This window comes from Bradyrhizobium sp. USDA 4461, from assembly GCF_054055655.1.
Window position 1 is genome coordinate 4,725,523 of sequence record NZ_JBSRXM010000001.1, and the last position, 16,253, is coordinate 4,741,775.

The window sequence follows — 16,253 nt, forward strand, 5'->3', positions numbered from 1 at the left end:
AACTTCGAGGTATATCCGCTGGATAGCCGGTTGGTCGGTAACGTGGGGCGAAGGGCGACTGTTCTCCTGGAGCAAAGCGCTCCGTCGCTGGTTATCCCTGGTCACCGACATGAACCCGGTCGCGGGGCCGGTGGCTGAACGACTGATGGGGCTCCTACCCGTTCAGGGAGCGATGCGATGTCCAGAAGGCTTCGCTTTAGGAACACGACACTGGAAGAAGTGCTGGCAGCCGACACGCAACGCCCGCGGAAGCGAGTGCGCTGCAAACCCGCCAGAGAGGGTCGATCAGCAAGACCTGCCAGGCCCGGACGGCCGGTCGGTCAGCGGGCCGGGTGATCGCTGCAGGATAGCGAGCCGCGGGATGAGCCCCAATCGCGGCAGTCGGCACCTTGCTGCTCGTCGCCATCGGGCGGTTGCCGAGATTCACGCTCGTGCTGTGGTCGCATCTGCTCCACGAGCTTCCGAAGGCGCTCCACTAGGGGACCCAATCGCTCGTCACCCAGGCTGGCATGACATGGGCTCAACGCTGATATAAGCAGCATTGGACGCTAAGTGCCTTTGGAGACGCGCATGAAAGTGATTGGCCTCGCGGGATGGAGCGGTGCCGGCAAGACCACCCTGCTGTCGCGGGTGATCCCCCATCTGCTCGGGCAGGGCTTGCGGGTTTCCGTGATCAAGCATGCCCACCACGAATTCGACGTCGACTTGCCCGGCAAGGATTCCTGGGTGCACCGGCAGTCCGGCGCGACCGAGGTGCTGGTGTCCTCGACGCGGCGCTGGGCGCTGATGCACGAGCTGCGCGGCGCCGCCGAGCCGCGGCTGCCGGAATTGCTCGCCAAGATGGCGCCTGTCGATCTGGTCGTGGTTGAGGGCTTCAAGCGCGAGCCGGTCAACAAGATCGAGGTGTATCGCGCCGCCAATGGCAAGCCGCTGCTGTTTCCCGACGACCCGCGCGTGGTCGGGATCGCCAGCGATGTTGCCGTCGAGACCACGCTGCCGGTCGTGCATCTCGACGACACCGAGGATGTTGCCGAATTGATGCTGCGCGCCGCGATCCCGATCGACGACGTGCGTGCGTCGGCGCCCGTCGAAAGCTGAGCAGGTGGTGCGTTGACGATGCATGACGGCTTCGCCATGGTCGAACCATGACAACGACCAAGCTCGATCTCACCGGCCTGAAATGCCCGCTGCCCGCGCTGAAGACACGCAAGGCGCTCAGGGGCGTGACGGCGGGAAATTTCCTCGAAGTACATTGCACCGATCCGCTGTCGGTGATCGATATCCCGGCCCTGATCCAGGAGACCGGCGACAAGGTCGAGATCACCGAACGCAGCGATGTCCGGATCGTTTTCCTGATCGAGAAGATCAATGGAACGATAGATAAATCGAATGCTGCATCGCCGCGTACGGGCTAGATGCAGCTGAATATCTACCTTTTGCCTATCGACACCTATTTCCCCTTCTGCGCGAATTGATAATCTCCGCCGGGTCGTGCAGGTGAAGCTGTGCCCTGACGTGGGCATTTGGACGGACAAGGGCCGGCCTGCGTCCTGGTCGGGCTGCACGGCCAGGCATAACCGTTCGTATCGGGGGTTAGCATTTCCGACAATGCGCGTGGTTGGTCCCGGCGCATCGAGGGAATGTGCGGAGCAGCCGAGCCTACGGTTGCCGCAAGGGCTGAGACGGGATCGAAGACGCAGATGCGCCCGATGTAACGGCGGCTGCAGGGGAGGTTACAATGACGACGATGAGCAGCGCTGGACGCGTGTCTGCGGCAGGCGCAGGTTTCCTCGACAAGGAACACACGATCGCGACCGCCGGCTTCAACCGCTGGCTGGTGCCGCCGGCCGCGCTGTGCATCCATCTGTGCATCGGCATGGCCTACGGCTTCTCTGTGTTCTGGCTGCCGCTGTCGCGCGCGATCGGGCTGACCGCGCCGAAGGCGTGCCCGGATATTTCGCTGGTGCAGGAATTGTTCACCACAACCTGCGACTGGAAGGTCGCAAGCCTGGGGTGGATGTATACGCTGTTCTTCGTGCTGCTCGGCGTCTCCGCCGCGATCTGGGGCGGCTGGCTCGAGAAGGTCGGTCCGCGCAAGGCCGGCTTCGTCGCCGCGCTGTGCTGGGCCGGCGGTCTCGTGATCGGCGCACTGGGCGTCTACACGCATCAGCTCTGGCTGATGTGGCTCGGCTCCGGCGTGATCGGAGGTGTCGGCCTCGGCCTCGGCTACATCTCGCCGGTGTCGACGCTGGTGAAATGGTTCCCCGATCGTCGCGGCATGGCAACCGGCATGGCGATCATGGGCTTCGGCGGCGGCGCGATGATCGGCGCCCCGCTCGCCGATAAGCTGATGAACTATTTCAAGACCCCGACCTCGGTCGGCGTCTGGGAAACCTTCCTCGCCATGGGCGCGATCTACTTCGTGTTCATGATGATCGGTGCGTTCCGCTACCGCATTCCGCCGGCCGGCTGGCAGCCGGAGGGCTGGACGCCGCCGGCGAAAGCCAACGCGATGATCTCGAGCAAAAACGTCCATCTCGACAACGCGCACAAGACGCCGCAATTCTGGCTGATCTGGTGGGTGCTCTGCCTCAACGTGTCGGCCGGCATCGGCGTGATCGGCATGGCCTCGCCGATGTTGCAGGAGATCTTTGCGGGCAAGCTGATCGGGCTGCCCAATGTCGGCTTCAACCAGCTCGATGCCGGACAGAAGGCGCAGATCGCCGCGATCGCGGCGGGCTTTGCCGGATTGCTGTCGCTGTTCAACATCGGCGGCCGGTTCTTCTGGGCATCGCTGTCAGACAAGATCGGCCGCAAGAACACCTACTACACGTTCTTCATTCTCGGCATCGTGCTCTACGCCTTGGCGCCGACCTTTGCCGCAATGGGATCGAAGCTCCTGTTCGTGCTCGGCTTCGGCATCATCCTGTCGATGTATGGCGGCGGCTTCGCCACCGTGCCGGCCTATCTCGCCGACATGTTCGGCACACAGTTCGTCGGCGCCATCCATGGCCGTCTGCTGACGGCATGGTCGACCGCCGGCATCATCGGTCCTGTGGTGGTGAACTACATCCGTGAATTCCAGCTGGCCGCCGGCGTGCCGCGCGACCAGCTCTACAACACCACGATGTACATCCTGTGCGCCATGCTGATCGCCGGCCTGATCTGCAATTACCTGATCAAGCCGGTCGATCCGAAGTGGCACATGAGCGACGCCGAAGTCGCCAAGCTGCAGGATGCGAGCGCCAGCGCCGCGGCGGCCGGACCGCACGGCTCCTACGGCATCGGGTTTGGCGGGCTCGACGCCAAGGCCGCGCTGTTCTGGCTGTTCGTCGGCATTCCGCTGGCCTGGGGCGTCTACATGACGCTGCTCAGTGCGGTCAAAATCCTCTGATCGCAGACCGGTCGCGCGCGGGACATCTTGCGTCCCGCGTGCGACTGCGCCGGCATGTTCAATTCAACAGATAATCAAAGGGAATTTTCAGCCATGTTTCGTACCGCAAGCTGCGTTGTGGCCGCCTTGCTTCTCGCCGGCTCGCTGCACACCGCAGCAGCCCAGAGCACGACCGAGGCCAAGCCGTCGAAGGTCAAGATCACCATGCAGAAGCTGAAGGACATGAAGGCGAAGTGGAGCGCCAACAAGCCCAAGCTGAAGGCCTGCCGCAAAGAGGTGAAGCAGAAGGGCCTGACCGGCGACGATCGATGGTTCTACATCGAAGACTGCATGGGCAAGAGCTGAGCGTCACCGCTCCGCGTGCGCTGAACATGGAGTGGAGAGAGCACGCCGTGCGGCACCCCTCTCCCCAGCCCTCCCCTCTTGTCCGCCGAAGCCTCTTGGCGAAGGCGGATGCGGGGGAGGGCTGGGGAGAGAGGTGAGCCCCGGGCGAGATGATCAACGCGGAGCGTTATCCGCCGCGCTCACTCCGCCGCCGCAGACGTGGCCTTGGCGGGCTCCAGCGCGGCGGCGATTGCCTCGTCGACCCGTTCGAGCCAGATGAACTCGAGCTTGGCGCGGGCGCCGGCCGGGATGTCGTCGTAGTCGCGGTTGTTGCGCGCCGGCAGCATCACCCGGGTCAGGCCCGCGGCGGCGGCGGCGACCACCTTCTCCTTGATGCCGCCGACCGGAAGCACGAGACCGCGCAGCGAGATCTCGCCGGTCATCGCGGTGTCGCTGCGCACCGTGCGGTCGGTCAACAGCGAGGTGAGGGCGGTGAACATCGCGACGCCTGCGCTCGGGCCGTCCTTCGGTGTTGCACCGGCGGGGACGTGGACGTGGATGTCGCTTTTCTCGAACACGGCAGGATCGATGCCGAGCTGGGAGGCGCGGCTTTTCACCAGGGTCAGCGCGGCCTGCACGCTCTCGCGCATGACGTCACCGAGTTGTCCGGTGATCATCAGCCCGCCCTTGCCCGGCGTGCGCGAGGCCTCGATGAACAGGATGTCGCCGCCGACCGGGGTCCAGGCCAGCCCGGTGGCCACGCCGGGGATGCTGGTGCGCTGCGCGATCTCGTTCTCGAACCGGGGCTGGCCGAGCAGCGATGCGATGTCCTTCGGCGCGATGGTGACGTGGCTGGTGCTGCCCTCGGCGATCTGCACCGCGACATTGCGCAACACCTTGCCGATCTCGCGCTCCAGATTGCGGACGCCGGCCTCGCGGGTGTAGCTCTTGATGATCAGCCGCAGCGCATCCGGATCGATCTCGACCTGGTCGGCCTTGATGCCGTTGGCCTCGAGCTGGCGGCGCACCAGATAGCGCTTGGCGATCTCGAGCTTCTCATCCTCGGTGTAGCCGGGCAGGCTGATCAGCTCCATGCGGTCGAGCAGCGGGCCCGGCACGCCGTCGAGCATGTTGGCGGTAGCGATGAACACGACGCGCGACAGGTCGAACGGCACGCCGAGATAGTTGTCGCGGAAGGTCGAGTTCTGCTCGGGGTCGAGCACCTCGAGCATCGCCGCCGACGGATCGCCCTGGACACCGCGGCCCATCTTGTCGATCTCGTCCAGCATCATCACGCAATTGCGCGCGCCGGCCTTCTTGATCGCCTGGATGATGTTGCCGGGCAGCGCGCCGATATAGGTGCGGCGATGGCCGCGGATTTCGGCCTCGTCATGCACGCCGCCGAGCGAGACGCGAACGAACGGCCGCGACATCGCGCGCGCGATCGATTGGCCGAGCGAGGTCTTGCCGACGCCGGGGGGACCCAGGAAGCACAGGATCGGCGCCTTGCCGCCGGGCGCGAGCTTGCGCACCGCGAGATATTCGATGATGCGGCTCTTGATCTTCTCCAGGCCATAGTGGTCGTGGTCGAGGATCTTGCGCGCTTCGGCTATGTCGATCGGCTTCTCCTCCGGCAGGCTCCAGGGCAGGTCGATCAGCCAGTCGAGATAGCTGCGCACCATGCCGGCTTCGGCCGCCGCTTCCGGCATGCGTTCGTAGCGGCGCAGTTCCTTTTGCGCTTGGCCCTCGGCCTCCGGTGGCATCTTGGCATCGACAATCGCCTTGGTCAGTTCGGCGACCTCGGCGGCCTTGCCGTCGCCCTCGCCGAGCTGGCGCTGGATCGTCGCCATCTGCTCGCGCAGGATCGCCTCGCGCTGCCGCTCGTCGAACACCGCCTTGGTCTTCTGGCCGATCTCCTGGCTCAGCCGCAGCACCTCGATGCGCTCGGCGAGATGCCGCGAGACCTTGTCCATCCGCGCCACGAGATCGATGGTCTCCAGGATGTCCTGCTTCTCCGCCGGCTTGATGTCCATGTAGGAGGTCGCAAGGTCGGCGAGGGTCGCCGGCGACGTCGTGCCTTGCAGCGCAGCGATCAATTCGGGCGGCGTCTGCGGCAGCAATTGCGCGGCCTCCAGCGCCTGGCGCTGCAAATTGAGGAAGCGCGCCTCGATCTCGGGCGAGGTGGTGGTGGGCTCGGGGATCTGCAGCACGCGGGCGGCGAGGAACGGCGTGCCGGGCAGATAGTCGAGCACGCGCATGCGCTGCACGCCCTGGCAGACCAGATGATGGCTGTCGTCGGCGCCGGTGATGTAGCGCACGATGTTGGCGACGGTGCCGACACGGTAGAGCCCGTCCGGGCCGGGATCGTTGGTCTCGGGATCGCGTTGCAGCAGGATGCCGATTGGCCGCTGCTCGCGCACCGCCTGCTGGGCAGCGGCGATCGAGGTCGCACGCGCGATCGTGATCGGGATGATGACGTCCGGAAACAGCACGGTGTTGCGGACGGGGACGATGATCGTCGCATCGCTCGGGATTGGCGTCGAACTCGATGCCGGGCTTGAAACGTCTGATGCGGCCATGGCGAAATCCCCTCAGCTCGATTTTCCGAGCCGCAGGCCGACGCAGCCATGCGCGGCGAAGCGGCTGATGCTGTAGCGGCCCGTCGGCAGCGCGATGCGGCGCTCGAACCGGCCTTGCGGCAGTTCGAGGCGCAGGATGCGGGCGTTGCGGAGCTCGGCGGGCAAGGTGCGGCGGCCGGAGATCACCAGCGTGCCGCCGTCGAGCGCGGCCTCGACCTCGTCGGGATCGACCCCGGGTAGCGCGACCAGGATCAGGATCTCCTGCTCGGTCTCGATCACGTCCATGGGCGGTTCCCAGCTCGGCTCGCTGCTGCCCGCGCGCGGGTGGATGTTCAGGAAACTCTGGTGCAACCGTTCCGCCCGGGCGAGCGCCTCGATCGCGTCTGTCAACATCCAGTTGGTCTGATCTTTGGGCCGCATGGGTCGTCTCCACGTCGCATCGGGGGCGAGGTTACCGGTCTTGCCGCCGACCGTAAACCGGGCCCTCGCGTTGCCGATTGAGGGTAAAATTGTCCGTAATGTTGCGATTTGCGGCATCGCTGCGATGCGTCCGCCGCCTTCGGCGGCCGCTTATGCTGCGGCTATGCGACAGGGCTACGGGTCCTCTCGAATTCCTACGGCCTTCCCAGCATCTTCTGGTGTGACGCGGCGCTCGCGCGTGCCGCCAACAGATAGGTGGGACATGACCTTGCTCCAAGTACACGATGCCCGGCCGCACGGTTCGGCCGGCGCGATGCCCGCGATGTTCCGGCGGAGTATCCGGCGGATCGGTCTCGCCTTCAGAACGCTTCACCGCGCCATCGCTGCCGCCAAGATCCATCGGCTGCGCAACGAGCTGCTGCTGCATCGCGGGCATGACGATTGGGTGCGGACCCACATCGATGCCGGCGTGCCCGGTGGCGATGCCGAAAGGTATCCGCGCCCGCCGGTCGTGCTCGGCGAGAAGTGGGACTACTGAGATGCGCGCCGTGACATCGATCCGTTCGCTGCTGCGCAGCGCGGCAGAGGGGCTGCTCAAATTCCTCGCCTGGATCGGCGAGGAGCCGATCAGCACGTACCGGCCCGAGGCGCACTATATGCGCGGCCCGGGCCCGGCCTGGCGGGCCAAGCATCACGGGCATTAGCGATTCCGATCAAGTCGCCGGTTCACCTCGTCGCGTCAGGTGTTCGAGCAGATTCATCGGCAGCGGGAACACCACGGTCGAGGAGCGCTCGCCGGCAATGTCATGCAGCGCCGCGAAATATCGCAGCTGCATCGCCTGCGGCTCCTGGGCCAGGATCCGGCCGGCCTCGACCAGCTTCTCGGCCGCCTGCTGCTCGCCCATCGCGTTGATCACCTTGGCGCGCCGCAACCGCTCCGCCTCGGCCTGCTTGGCGATCGCCCGCACCATGGTTTCGTTGATGTCGATATCCTTGATCTCGACCCCGGTGACCTTGATGCCCCAGACGTCGGTCTGCCTGTCCAGCGTCTCCTGGATGTCGGCGTTCAGCTTGTCGCGCTCCGCCAGCATCTCGTCGAGCTCGTGCTTGCCGAGCACCGAGCGCAGCGTGGTCTGCGCCAGCTGGCTGGTCGCGGCCATGTAGTCGCTGACCTTGATGATGGCGCGTTCGGGATCGACTATGCGGAAGTAGAGCACGGCGTTGACCTTGACCGAGACGTTGTCGCGCGAAATCACATCCTGCGGCGGCACCACCTGGACCACCACCCTGAGATCGACCTTCACCAGCTGCTGCACCACCGGAATCAGGATGATGAGCCCCGGACCCTTCACCCCGGTGAAACGGCCGAGCGTGAAGATGACGCCGCGCTCGTATTCGCGCAGCACGCGCACCGCCTGGGTCAGGAAGACGATGATCAGCAACGCGATCGCCGCATAGGTGAAATAATCAAGCATCATGCTTTACCTCCTTCGCCGGCGGTGGCCGGCGCGCGCCGCACCACCAGCGTCAAATCGACAATGTTGGCGACCTCGACCGTCTCTCCGGCCTTGAATGCCTCGGTGCCGCGCGCCTGCCAGCGCTCGCCATTGGTGAAGACGTGACCTGTCGTCCCGGTCCAGTCGAGCACCTCGGCCGGCAGCCCGCGCATGGCCTGTGCGCCAACACGGAGTGGGCCGTTGCGTGCGCGGCGCAGCGCGCCGAGCACGACGAGAATGAGGCCTGCGAACATCGCCGCGACGATGCCGATCACCGACCACGACAAGCGGTATCCGGGCGCCTCGACCCGAAACAGCATGGCAGCCCCCAGCACGAAGGCGACGATGCCGCCTAGGCCGATCACCACCGTCGGGTTGAAGGCCTCGATCGCCAACAGCGCGATGCCGACCAGCATCAGAGCAAAACCGGCGTAGTTGATCGGCAGCATGTTCAGCGCGTAGAGGCCGAGCAGCAGGCAGATCGTCCCGACCACGCCGGGCGCCACGGCACCGGGCGACATGAACTCGAAGATCAGGCCGTAGATGCCGACCATCAGCAGGACGAAGGCGATGTTGGGGTCGGTGACGACCGCAAGCGCGCGTGCGAGCCAGGTGGGATCGATCGCCTCGATCACGGCGTCCCTGGTCGCCAGGCGCTGCGTCTTGCCGCCGGAAAGCTCCACGGTGCGGCCATCGACCTGCCTGAGCAGGTCGGCCGTATCATGGGCGATGAATTCGATGACATGGGCCTGCAATGCGGCGTTGGCGGAGAGGGTGGCGGCGTCGCGGACCGCTTTCTCGGCCCAGTCGGCATTGCGGCCGCGCAGTTCGGCGAGGCTGCGGATGAAGGCAACGGCATCGTTCGTCACCTTCGCCGTCATGGCATCTTTGGTTTCCGATACGCTGCCGCCGTCCTTCTCCTTGCCGCCCTTGTCCGGGGTGCTGCCCGGCAGGCCCGGCAGCGGGCCGCCGATCTGCACCGGCGTCGCGGCGCCGACATTGGTGCCGGGCGCCATGGCCGCGAGATGGGTCGCATAGAGGATGTAGGTCCCGGCGCTTGCGGCATGGGCGCCGGAGGGCGCAACGTAGCCGACGACGGGAACGGTCGAGGCCAGCACGTCGGTGATGATCTCGCGCATGCTGGTGCTGAGACCGCCCGGCGTGTTCAGGCGCAGGATGACGATTTCGGCGTGCCGCTCGGTCGCCTTGGCCAGGCCGTCCTTGACGTAGTTGGCCGATGCCGGGCCGATCGCGCCGTCGATCGAAATGGTCAGGGCAAGACGGTTGTTGTCCGCGGCTGCGCCGGGACCGATGGAAGCAACCAAGGCGACCAGGACGGTCGCCACAACGAGAGCCGCCTTGAGGGTCTGCACGGCAAGCACTCCCTTGCCGTGGATATGGGGCGCCGTCCGGGAACCTCAATATGGCGCGGTGTCACGGGCCCGTGCACTGATCTCATTGTGCATTGCGATGGCTTTGGCAAATCTCAGCGCGCGGCTGCAAGATACGCGTCGGCAAGCCCGACCATCGCCTGCGCGACCTCGGCCTTCGCCGGTCCGCCGAGCTGAACGATCGGCAGCCGGGTCGCCGGCTGGATGAACCCCAGCAGACCCAGCGCGAACTTCAACGCGGCGGGATGGTCGCGCTCCAGCAACGTTGCGAGCGGCACCAGGCGCTGGTGCAACTCACGCGCCTGATATGGCCGGCCCGCGCGGAAATGTCGGTGAACGGCCACGTACAGATCGGGTGCGATATTTGCCACGGTCGAGATGCAGCCGTCGCCGCCGGCCGCGAGCCAGGCGACCGATGATGCATCGTCCCCAGTCAACATGCGGAACGTCGCCGGCAGACGCGAGCGCAGGCGCACCATGCGCGCGACGTCACCGCTGCTGTCTCGCAATCCGATGAACGCCGGCACTGCTGCGAGCCCGAGCAGGGTCTCATCCGGAAGCCCCTTAACCGTCCGCTGCGGAATGTCGTGCAGGATCACGGGCAGCGTGGTGGCCGCTGCGACGGCGCGGAAATGCGCCGCCATGCCCTGCGGCATCGGCTTGTTGTAATAGGGCACGACCGACATGATGGCGTCGGCTCCGGCCGCCTCGGCGGCCTGCGCGAAGGTGACGGCTCGATCCGTCGCATTCGATCCGGCACCGGCAATGATGCGGACCCGCCTGCGCGCGACATGGGCGGCGGTGCGAACCAGTTGCACGCGCTCAGCCGGCTCCAGCGTCGCGCTTTCGCCCGCAGTCTCGCCGACCACCAGCGCCGTGGCGCCGGCCGCGATCTGGCGCTCGCACAGCCGGCCGAACGCCTCGGCATCGATCTCGTCGCGGTGGGTGAAGGGGGTCGGAAGATCCGGGATGAAGCCCGACAGCCAATCGGCCGTGTCAGCTTTCGCAGTCATGGGAGTGGCTCAGGCCACGCGGCTTGCGGGAAGCTTTGCGGTCTCGCCGCGCATATCGAGCTCGATCTCACGCGACAGCTCGACGATCATTTCGGGGTGCTGGCCGTTCTCGAACAGCGCGTATTTGACCGCCTGAGCGCGGTTGACGAACAGGCCCCCATAGAGGCCGTTCTGCTGCTGGGCGACCCACTGGCCGCGGCGGTTGCGGCCGATGAAGACAATACTGGACGCTGCGCTACACGAGGGAGGTTCGACGAGTTTCACTGACGTGGTCCTTGAGGTGGAATTCACGCGATCAATGTCTGTGTTACCGGATATGAAATCGAGCGTGAGCGGACAGCAACTTCATAGGGGCGGCATAGGATTTTCGGGTATGGTTCAGAGACCCTGGATCAGGCCGGTGCCGAGCGCGCACAACGCGACATAGGCGGTCATTTCGTCCCAATGATTGAGGTTCGCGGCAAACGGTACCTCGCGCTTGACGACGCCTACGAGTGCGCAGATCAGCGCCGACATCCACAGCAGCGTGACCAGGCCCTTGCCGAACCCAGCGCCGGCAAAGATGGCAAAGCCGATCATGATGGCGAGCCGGAAGCCGAACCGGACCATGACCTGGACCGATTGCAGCTGCCGCGGCAGTCGTTCGGTGTTCACGGCCGCGCCGCCATCAGCCGATATTGTCGACGAACAGCGGCTCGTAGAGCGTGCGGGTCTCACGGCGGACGGTCGGCACGCTGGTGCGATTCTCGGGCGCCGAGATCCGCTGCGCTTCGACGAATGCGCTGAGGATCGCGAGCGCGAGATCGGCATGGCGGGTCTCGATCGACTGGTCGAGCCAATCGGGCAACTCGCGCTCGCGCGACAACGCGCAGTGCCACTCGCCTTCGTCATAAACCAGGCGGCGGATCTGCCATTGCGGCAGTTCGAGATCGAGCAGCGCGATCGCGGCATCGGTCCAGGCGCCGGACTGGATCAGGCGCTCGACGCGCGAGGTCTTGGCGCTCTGCCCGACCGAGGGAAAGCGCCGGCAGGTCTGGCTGATGATGTCGGCCATGAACTCGGCCGTGACAGTGCAAGCGTCGCGCAGCCGTTCGCCGAGATCGGTCGAGGTGGTTTGGGATAGCACGGACATGGCATCATCTCGTCCTGGGTGCCAAAGCATTGGCCGCAGGCCCAAAATGGCCGGAGTGCTATTTGAAAACGAGACGAGGCGAGGGGCGGAGATATAGGGATTCCATAAAGACCTCGCTGTCGTCCCGCCCTCGCCGGGACGACGATTACGGAGGCACTTATACGATTCCTATAACGTCCTTATGCGTCACATCTCGAAAACCTATGCGCCGGATGGCACTTCACGGCGATCCGGTGCGGAGCACCTATACCGTCGCCCGTGCCCCTGGACGCATAGGAGTCTCTCATGATGGACATTCTCATGGCGGCGCTCGCGATCGGCTTCTTCGCGGCCGGCATCGGCTACGCCTACGCCTGCGAACGGCTGTAACGGAGGCGGCGATGATCTTCGATTACTCGCTCGCCGGCCTCGTCTCGCTCGGCCTGCTGTTCTACCTCACCTACGCGCTGCTGCGGCCGGAACGCTTCTAGGGCCGTCGATGTCAGCGCTTTGCACAATTCTGTTGGCCGACGCGGTGCTGACCGGGCTGCTGCTCGGCATGTTCGCGTCGCTGCTGCGCTTCGCACCCATTCGAAAGGTTTGACGCGATGACCGTCATCGGTTGGATTCAAATTATCCTGTTCTGCGTGATCGTGATCGCGCTGGTCAAACCGCTCGGCTGGTACATGACCCGCGTGTTCAACGGCGAGCATACCTTCCTCTCGCCCGCGCTGCGCCCGATCGAACGGGGCATTTACTGGGTCGGCGGCGTCGACGAGCGGCGCGAGCAGCATTGGCTGACCTACACGGTCGCCATGCTGCTGTTCCATGTCGGCGGCTTCGCGCTGATCTACGGCTTGATGCGGCTGCAGGCGGTGCTGCCGTTCAACCCGGCCGGACAGACCGCGGTGGCCGAAGATCTCTCCTTCAACACTGCCATCTCCTTCATCACCAACACCAACTGGCAGAACTACGGCGGCGAGAGCACGCTGTCCTATCTGGTCCAGATGCTTGGCCTGACCCACCAGAACTTCCTGTCGGCGGCAACCGGCATCGCGCTGGCGATGGCGCTGATCCGCGGCTTCACCCGTTCGTCGATGCGCACGGTCGGCAATTTCTGGGTCGATGTGACGCGCTGCACGCTCTATGTGCTGCTGCCGATCTGCATCGTCTACACGCTGTTTCTGGTCTGGCAGGGCATGCCGCAGACGCTCGGCGCCTATGTCGATGCCACCACGCTGGAGGGCGGCAAGCAGACCATCGCGCTCGGGCCGGTCGCCTCGCAGGTCGCGATCAAGATGCTCGGCACCAACGGCGGCGGATTCTTCAATGCCAACGCCGCGCATCCGTTCGAGAACCCGACCGCGCTGTCGAATCTGGTACAGATGGTTTCGATTTTCGCGCTCGGTGCGGCGATGACCAACGTGTTCGGCCGCATGGTCGGCAACGAGCGCCAGGGCTGGTCGATCTTCGCCGTGATGGGTATCCTGTTCGTCGCTGGCGTCGCCGTCACCTATTGGGCGGAAGCCAACGGCACCTCCCTCCTGCAGGCCTATGGCCTGATCGGCGGCAACATGGAGGGCAAGGAGGTCCGCTTCGGCATCGTCGCGTCCTCGTTGTTCGCCGTGATAACTACCGCTGCGTCCTGCGGCGCGGTCAACGCGATGCATGACAGCTTCACCGCGCTCGGCGGCATGATCCCGCTGATCAACATGCAGCTCGGCGAGGTCATCATCGGTGGCGTCGGTGCCGGCCTCTACGGCATGCTGCTGTTCGTCGTGCTGGCGATCTTCGTCGCCGGCCTGATGGTCGGCCGCACCCCGGAATATGTCGGCAAGAAGATCGAGGCGCGCGAGGTCAAGATGGCGATGCTCGCGATCCTGGTGCTGCCGTTGATGTATCTCGGCTGGACCGCGGTCGGCGTCGTGCTGCCGTCGGCGGTGGCCTCGATGGCCAATGCCGGTCCGCACGGATTCACCGAAGTGCTCTATGCCTTCACCTCAGCGACCGGCAATAACGGTTCGGCGTTCGCGGGCCTCACCGGCAACACGCTGTTCTACAATCTGACGCTGGCGTCCGCGATGTTCGTCGGCCGCTTCTTCATGATCGTGCCGGCGATGGCGATCGCGGGTTCGCTGGTCGAGAAGAAGTCGATCCCGGCCTCGGCCGGCACCTTCCCGACCACCGGCGGCCTGTTCGTCGGCCTCGTCATCGGCGTGATCCTGATCATCGGCGGTCTCACCTTCTTCCCGGCGCTGGCGCTCGGGCCGATCGTCGAGCACCTCGCCATGAACGCCAACACCCTGTTCTGATCTGATTTGTCCGGAGTGACATCCATGGAAACCACTAGACTGCAGAAGCAGGTGACGGCGTCGACCATGCTCGACCCCAAGATCCTGGTGCCGGCGATCAAATCGGCCTTCGTCAAGCTCGACCCGCGGCTGATGGCGAAGAACCCGGTGATGTTCGTGGTCGAGGTCGTGGCCGCGTTGACCACGGTCATCTTCGTGCGCGATCTCGTCACCGGCAGCGCCAACCTCGGCTTCACCTTCCAGATCATCCTCTGGCTCTGGTTCACGGTGCTGTTCGCCAACTTCGCCGAGGCCGTCGCCGAGGGTCGCGGCAAGGCGCAGGCGGAATCGCTGAAGAAGACCCGCACCGAAAGCCAGGCCAAGCTCCTGACCGGTACCGACCGCACCTATCGCATGGTGCCCGGCACCTCGCTGAAGGTCGGCGACATCGTGCTGGTCGAGGCCGGCGACAACATCCCGTCGGACGGCGAGGTGATCGAAGGCGTCGCCTCGGTCAACGAGGCGGCGATAACAGGTGAATCCGCGCCCGTGATCCGCGAGTCCGGCGGCGACCGTTCCGCGGTCACCGGCGGCACCCAGGTGCTGTCGGACTGGATCCGGGTCCGCATCACCGCGGCGCAGGGCTCGACCTTCATCGACCGCATGATCAAGCTCGTCGAAGGCGCCGAGCGGCAGAAGACGCCGAACGAGATCGCGCTCAACATCCTGCTCGCCGGCCTCACCATCATCTTCGTGTTCGCCACCGTGACGATCCCGAGCTATGCGGCCTATGCCGGCGGCTCGATCTCGGTCGTGGTGCTGGTGGCGCTGTTCGTGACGCTGATCCCGACCACGATCGGCGCGCTGCTGTCGGCGATCGGCATTGCCGGCATGGACCGCCTGGTGCGCTTCAACGTGCTGGCGATGTCCGGCCGCGCGGTGGAGGCCGCCGGCGACGTCGATACGCTCTTGTTGGACAAGACCGGCACCATCACGCTCGGCAACCGCCAGGCGACCGCGTTCCGTCCGATCCGCGGCATCTCCGAGCAGGACCTCGCCGACGCCGCGCAACTTGCCTCGCTGGCCGACGAGACGCCGGAAGGTCGCTCGATCGTGGTGCTTGCCAAGGAGAAATACGGCATCCGCGGCCGAGAGATGCATGAGCTTGCCGCAACCTTCGTTCCGTTCACCGCGCAGACCCGCATGAGCGGCATCGATGCCGGCGCAATGTCGGTTCGCAAGGGTGCGGTGGACGCCGTCCTCGCCTATGTCGACGGCGGCGCACCCCGCACGGTGGCCTCCGGGAATACCGTCCGGGCGGTCGCGGCGAACATGAGCCCCGAGGCGCGCGAAATCCAGGCGATTGCCGACGAGATCGCCAAGGCCGGCGGCACGCCGCTGGCGGTCGCCAAGGACGGCAAGCTGCTCGGCGTCGTGCACCTGAAGGATATCGTCAAGGGCGGCATCCGCGAGCGCTTCGCCGAACTGCGCCGGATGGGCATCCGCACCGTGATGATCACCGGCGACAACCCGATGACCGCGGCCGCGATCGCGGCCGAGGCTGGTGTCGACGACTTCCTGGCGCAGGCAACGCCTGAGGACAAGCTCAAGCTGATCCGCGATGAGCAGTCCAAGGGCAAGCTGGTCGCGATGTGCGGCGACGGCACCAACGACGCACCGGCGCTGGCGCAGGCCGATGTCGGCGTCGCCATGAACACCGGCACGCAGGCCGCCCGCGAGGCCGGCAACATGGTCGACCTCGATTCCAACCCGACCAAGCTGATCGAGGTGGTCGAGATCGGCAAGCAGCTGTTGATGACCCGCGGCGCGCTGACCACGTTCTCGATCGCCAACGACGTCGCAAAGTACTTTGCGATCATCCCGGCGATGTTCCTCGCGTTCTACCCGCAGCTCCAGGTGCTGAACGTGATGCACCTGGCGAGCCCGCAGAGCGCGATCCTGTCGGCGATCATCTTCAACGCGCTGATCATCATTGCGCTGATCCCGCTGGCGCTGAAGGGCGTCAAGTATCGCGCGGTCGGCGCCGGCGCGCTGCTCAGCCGCAACCTGATGATCTATGGCTTAGGCGGCATCATCATCCCGTTCATCGGCATCAAGGCGATCGACCTCATCGTCGCCGCCTTGGGCCTGGCGTAACCACAACCGTCATTGCGAGGAGCGAAGCGACGAAGCAATCCACCCATCCGTTATGCCGAACCATGGATTGCTTCGCT

The 16,253-nt window shown here is 65.4% G+C and carries 17 protein-coding genes; 9 read left to right on the forward strand and 8 right to left on the reverse strand.

Annotated elements, in window-relative coordinates; all coding sequences use genetic code 11:
* The first annotated feature begins 570 nt into the window (after positions 1–570).
* The 4 genes from mobB to ACVINW_RS21830 all read left to right on the forward strand — a co-directional run bounded on the left by mobB (position 571) and on the right by ACVINW_RS21830 (position 3,739).
* Complete coding sequence (gene mobB / locus ACVINW_RS21815) at positions 571–1,098, forward strand: molybdopterin-guanine dinucleotide biosynthesis protein B (RefSeq protein WP_456753191.1); 528 nt, start codon at positions 571–573, stop codon at positions 1,096–1,098.
* 47 nt (positions 1,099–1,145) lie between these two features.
* Entirely contained in the window at positions 1,146–1,415 is a 270-nt protein-coding gene (locus ACVINW_RS21820; protein WP_456753192.1) for a sulfurtransferase TusA family protein, read from the forward strand.
* Positions 1,416–1,738: 323 nt separating this feature from the next.
* Complete coding sequence (locus ACVINW_RS21825; protein WP_456753193.1) at positions 1,739–3,394, forward strand: OFA family MFS transporter; 1,656 nt, start codon at positions 1,739–1,741, stop codon at positions 3,392–3,394.
* 93 nt (positions 3,395–3,487) lie between these two features.
* Complete coding sequence (locus ACVINW_RS21830) at positions 3,488–3,739, forward strand: hypothetical protein (protein ID WP_456753194.1); 252 nt, start codon at positions 3,488–3,490, stop codon at positions 3,737–3,739.
* 179 nt (positions 3,740–3,918) lie between these two features.
* Here ACVINW_RS21830 and lon read toward each other — a convergent pair whose 3' ends face one another.
* Together lon and ACVINW_RS21840 are read right to left on the reverse strand one after the other, a co-directional pair.
* Positions 3,919–6,297: an endopeptidase La gene (gene lon / locus ACVINW_RS21835; protein WP_456753195.1), complete on the reverse strand. Its 2,379-nt coding sequence runs from the start codon at positions 6,295–6,297 to the stop codon at positions 3,919–3,921.
* A 12-nt stretch (positions 6,298–6,309) separates the two neighbouring features.
* A complete protein-coding gene (locus tag ACVINW_RS21840; RefSeq protein ID WP_456753196.1) occupies positions 6,310–6,717 on the reverse strand; it encodes an Hsp20/alpha crystallin family protein in 408 nt (135 codons plus the stop codon).
* Positions 6,718–6,979: 262 nt separating this feature from the next.
* Here ACVINW_RS21840 and ACVINW_RS21845 point away from each other — a divergent pair, with 262 nt between their 5' ends.
* Positions 6,980–7,255, forward strand: a complete 276-nt coding sequence (locus ACVINW_RS21845; protein WP_456753197.1) for a hypothetical protein — start codon at positions 6,980–6,982, stop codon at positions 7,253–7,255.
* Between the two features lies 1 nt (position 7,256).
* Positions 7,257–7,421, forward strand: coding sequence for a hypothetical protein (locus ACVINW_RS21850; RefSeq protein WP_456753198.1), 165 nt, complete (start codon positions 7,257–7,259; stop codon positions 7,419–7,421).
* Between the two features lie 9 nt (positions 7,422–7,430).
* On the opposite strand, the gene ACVINW_RS21855 is transcribed toward ACVINW_RS21850, so the two are convergent.
* From ACVINW_RS21855 to ACVINW_RS21880, 6 genes are all read right to left on the reverse strand, one after another.
* Complete coding sequence (locus ACVINW_RS21855) at positions 7,431–8,195, reverse strand: slipin family protein (RefSeq protein WP_456753199.1); 765 nt, start codon at positions 8,193–8,195, stop codon at positions 7,431–7,433.
* Positions 8,192–9,586 (reverse strand): NfeD family protein, encoded by a 1,395-nt coding sequence (locus ACVINW_RS21860; protein WP_456753200.1) that lies wholly within the window; start codon positions 9,584–9,586, stop codon positions 8,192–8,194. The genes ACVINW_RS21855 and ACVINW_RS21860 overlap by 4 nt, the downstream gene beginning before the upstream one ends.
* Positions 9,587–9,699: 113 nt before the next feature.
* Positions 9,700–10,617: a 4-hydroxy-tetrahydrodipicolinate synthase gene (gene dapA / locus ACVINW_RS21865; RefSeq protein ID WP_456753201.1), complete on the reverse strand. Its 918-nt coding sequence runs from the start codon at positions 10,615–10,617 to the stop codon at positions 9,700–9,702.
* 9 nt (positions 10,618–10,626) lie between these two features.
* Complete coding sequence (locus tag ACVINW_RS21870) at positions 10,627–10,881, reverse strand: hypothetical protein (protein ID WP_456753202.1); 255 nt, start codon at positions 10,879–10,881, stop codon at positions 10,627–10,629.
* Positions 10,882–10,995: 114 nt separating this feature from the next.
* A complete protein-coding gene (locus ACVINW_RS21875; protein ID WP_456753203.1) occupies positions 10,996–11,271 on the reverse strand; it encodes a hypothetical protein in 276 nt (91 codons plus the stop codon).
* 13 nt (positions 11,272–11,284) lie between these two features.
* A complete protein-coding gene (locus ACVINW_RS21880) occupies positions 11,285–11,749 on the reverse strand; it encodes a hypothetical protein (RefSeq protein ID WP_456753204.1) in 465 nt (154 codons plus the stop codon).
* Positions 11,750–12,129: 380 nt separating this feature from the next.
* On the opposite strand from ACVINW_RS21880, the gene ACVINW_RS21885 reads away from it, so the two are divergent.
* From ACVINW_RS21885 to kdpB, 3 genes are all read left to right on the forward strand, one after another.
* On the forward strand, positions 12,130–12,219 hold the full coding sequence (locus ACVINW_RS21885) for a K(+)-transporting ATPase subunit F (RefSeq protein WP_016846764.1): 90 nt from the start codon (positions 12,130–12,132) through the stop codon (positions 12,217–12,219).
* 117 nt (positions 12,220–12,336) lie between these two features.
* Positions 12,337–14,040: a potassium-transporting ATPase subunit KdpA gene (gene kdpA, locus ACVINW_RS21890; RefSeq protein ID WP_456753205.1), complete on the forward strand. Its 1,704-nt coding sequence runs from the start codon at positions 12,337–12,339 to the stop codon at positions 14,038–14,040.
* Positions 14,041–14,064: 24 nt separating this feature from the next.
* On the forward strand, positions 14,065–16,176 hold the full coding sequence (kdpB, locus tag ACVINW_RS21895) for a potassium-transporting ATPase subunit KdpB (protein ID WP_456753206.1): 2,112 nt from the start codon (positions 14,065–14,067) through the stop codon (positions 16,174–16,176).
* The last annotated feature ends 77 nt before the right edge of the window (positions 16,177–16,253 follow it).

What these genes read in the sequence shown, in the direction of transcription:
- ACVINW_RS21825 (WP_456753193.1), top strand. Translation starts at nt 1,739, where the DNA reads ATGACGACGATGAGCAGCGCTGGACGCGTGTCTGCGGCAGGCGCAGGT.
- ACVINW_RS21840 (WP_456753196.1), bottom strand. Translation starts at nt 6,717, where the DNA reads ATGCGGCCCAAAGATCAGACCAACTGGATGTTGACAGACGCGATCGAG.
- kdpB (WP_456753206.1), top strand. Translation starts at nt 14,065, where the DNA reads ATGGAAACCACTAGACTGCAGAAGCAGGTGACGGCGTCGACCATGCTC.
- dapA (WP_456753201.1), bottom strand. Translation starts at nt 10,617, where the DNA reads ATGACTGCGAAAGCTGACACGGCCGATTGGCTGTCGGGCTTCATCCCG.
- ACVINW_RS21845 (WP_456753197.1), top strand. Translation starts at nt 6,980, where the DNA reads ATGACCTTGCTCCAAGTACACGATGCCCGGCCGCACGGTTCGGCCGGC.
- ACVINW_RS21885 (WP_016846764.1), top strand. Translation starts at nt 12,130, where the DNA reads ATGATCTTCGATTACTCGCTCGCCGGCCTCGTCTCGCTCGGCCTGCTG.
- ACVINW_RS21820 (WP_456753192.1), top strand. Translation starts at nt 1,146, where the DNA reads ATGACAACGACCAAGCTCGATCTCACCGGCCTGAAATGCCCGCTGCCC.
- ACVINW_RS21880 (WP_456753204.1), bottom strand. Translation starts at nt 11,749, where the DNA reads ATGTCCGTGCTATCCCAAACCACCTCGACCGATCTCGGCGAACGGCTG.
- kdpA (WP_456753205.1), top strand. Translation starts at nt 12,337, where the DNA reads ATGACCGTCATCGGTTGGATTCAAATTATCCTGTTCTGCGTGATCGTG.
- ACVINW_RS21850 (WP_456753198.1), top strand. Translation starts at nt 7,257, where the DNA reads ATGCGCGCCGTGACATCGATCCGTTCGCTGCTGCGCAGCGCGGCAGAG.
- ACVINW_RS21830 (WP_456753194.1), top strand. Translation starts at nt 3,488, where the DNA reads ATGTTTCGTACCGCAAGCTGCGTTGTGGCCGCCTTGCTTCTCGCCGGC.
- lon (WP_456753195.1), bottom strand. Translation starts at nt 6,297, where the DNA reads ATGGCCGCATCAGACGTTTCAAGCCCGGCATCGAGTTCGACGCCAATC.
- mobB (WP_456753191.1), top strand. Translation starts at nt 571, where the DNA reads ATGAAAGTGATTGGCCTCGCGGGATGGAGCGGTGCCGGCAAGACCACC.
- ACVINW_RS21855 (WP_456753199.1), bottom strand. Translation starts at nt 8,195, where the DNA reads ATGATGCTTGATTATTTCACCTATGCGGCGATCGCGTTGCTGATCATC.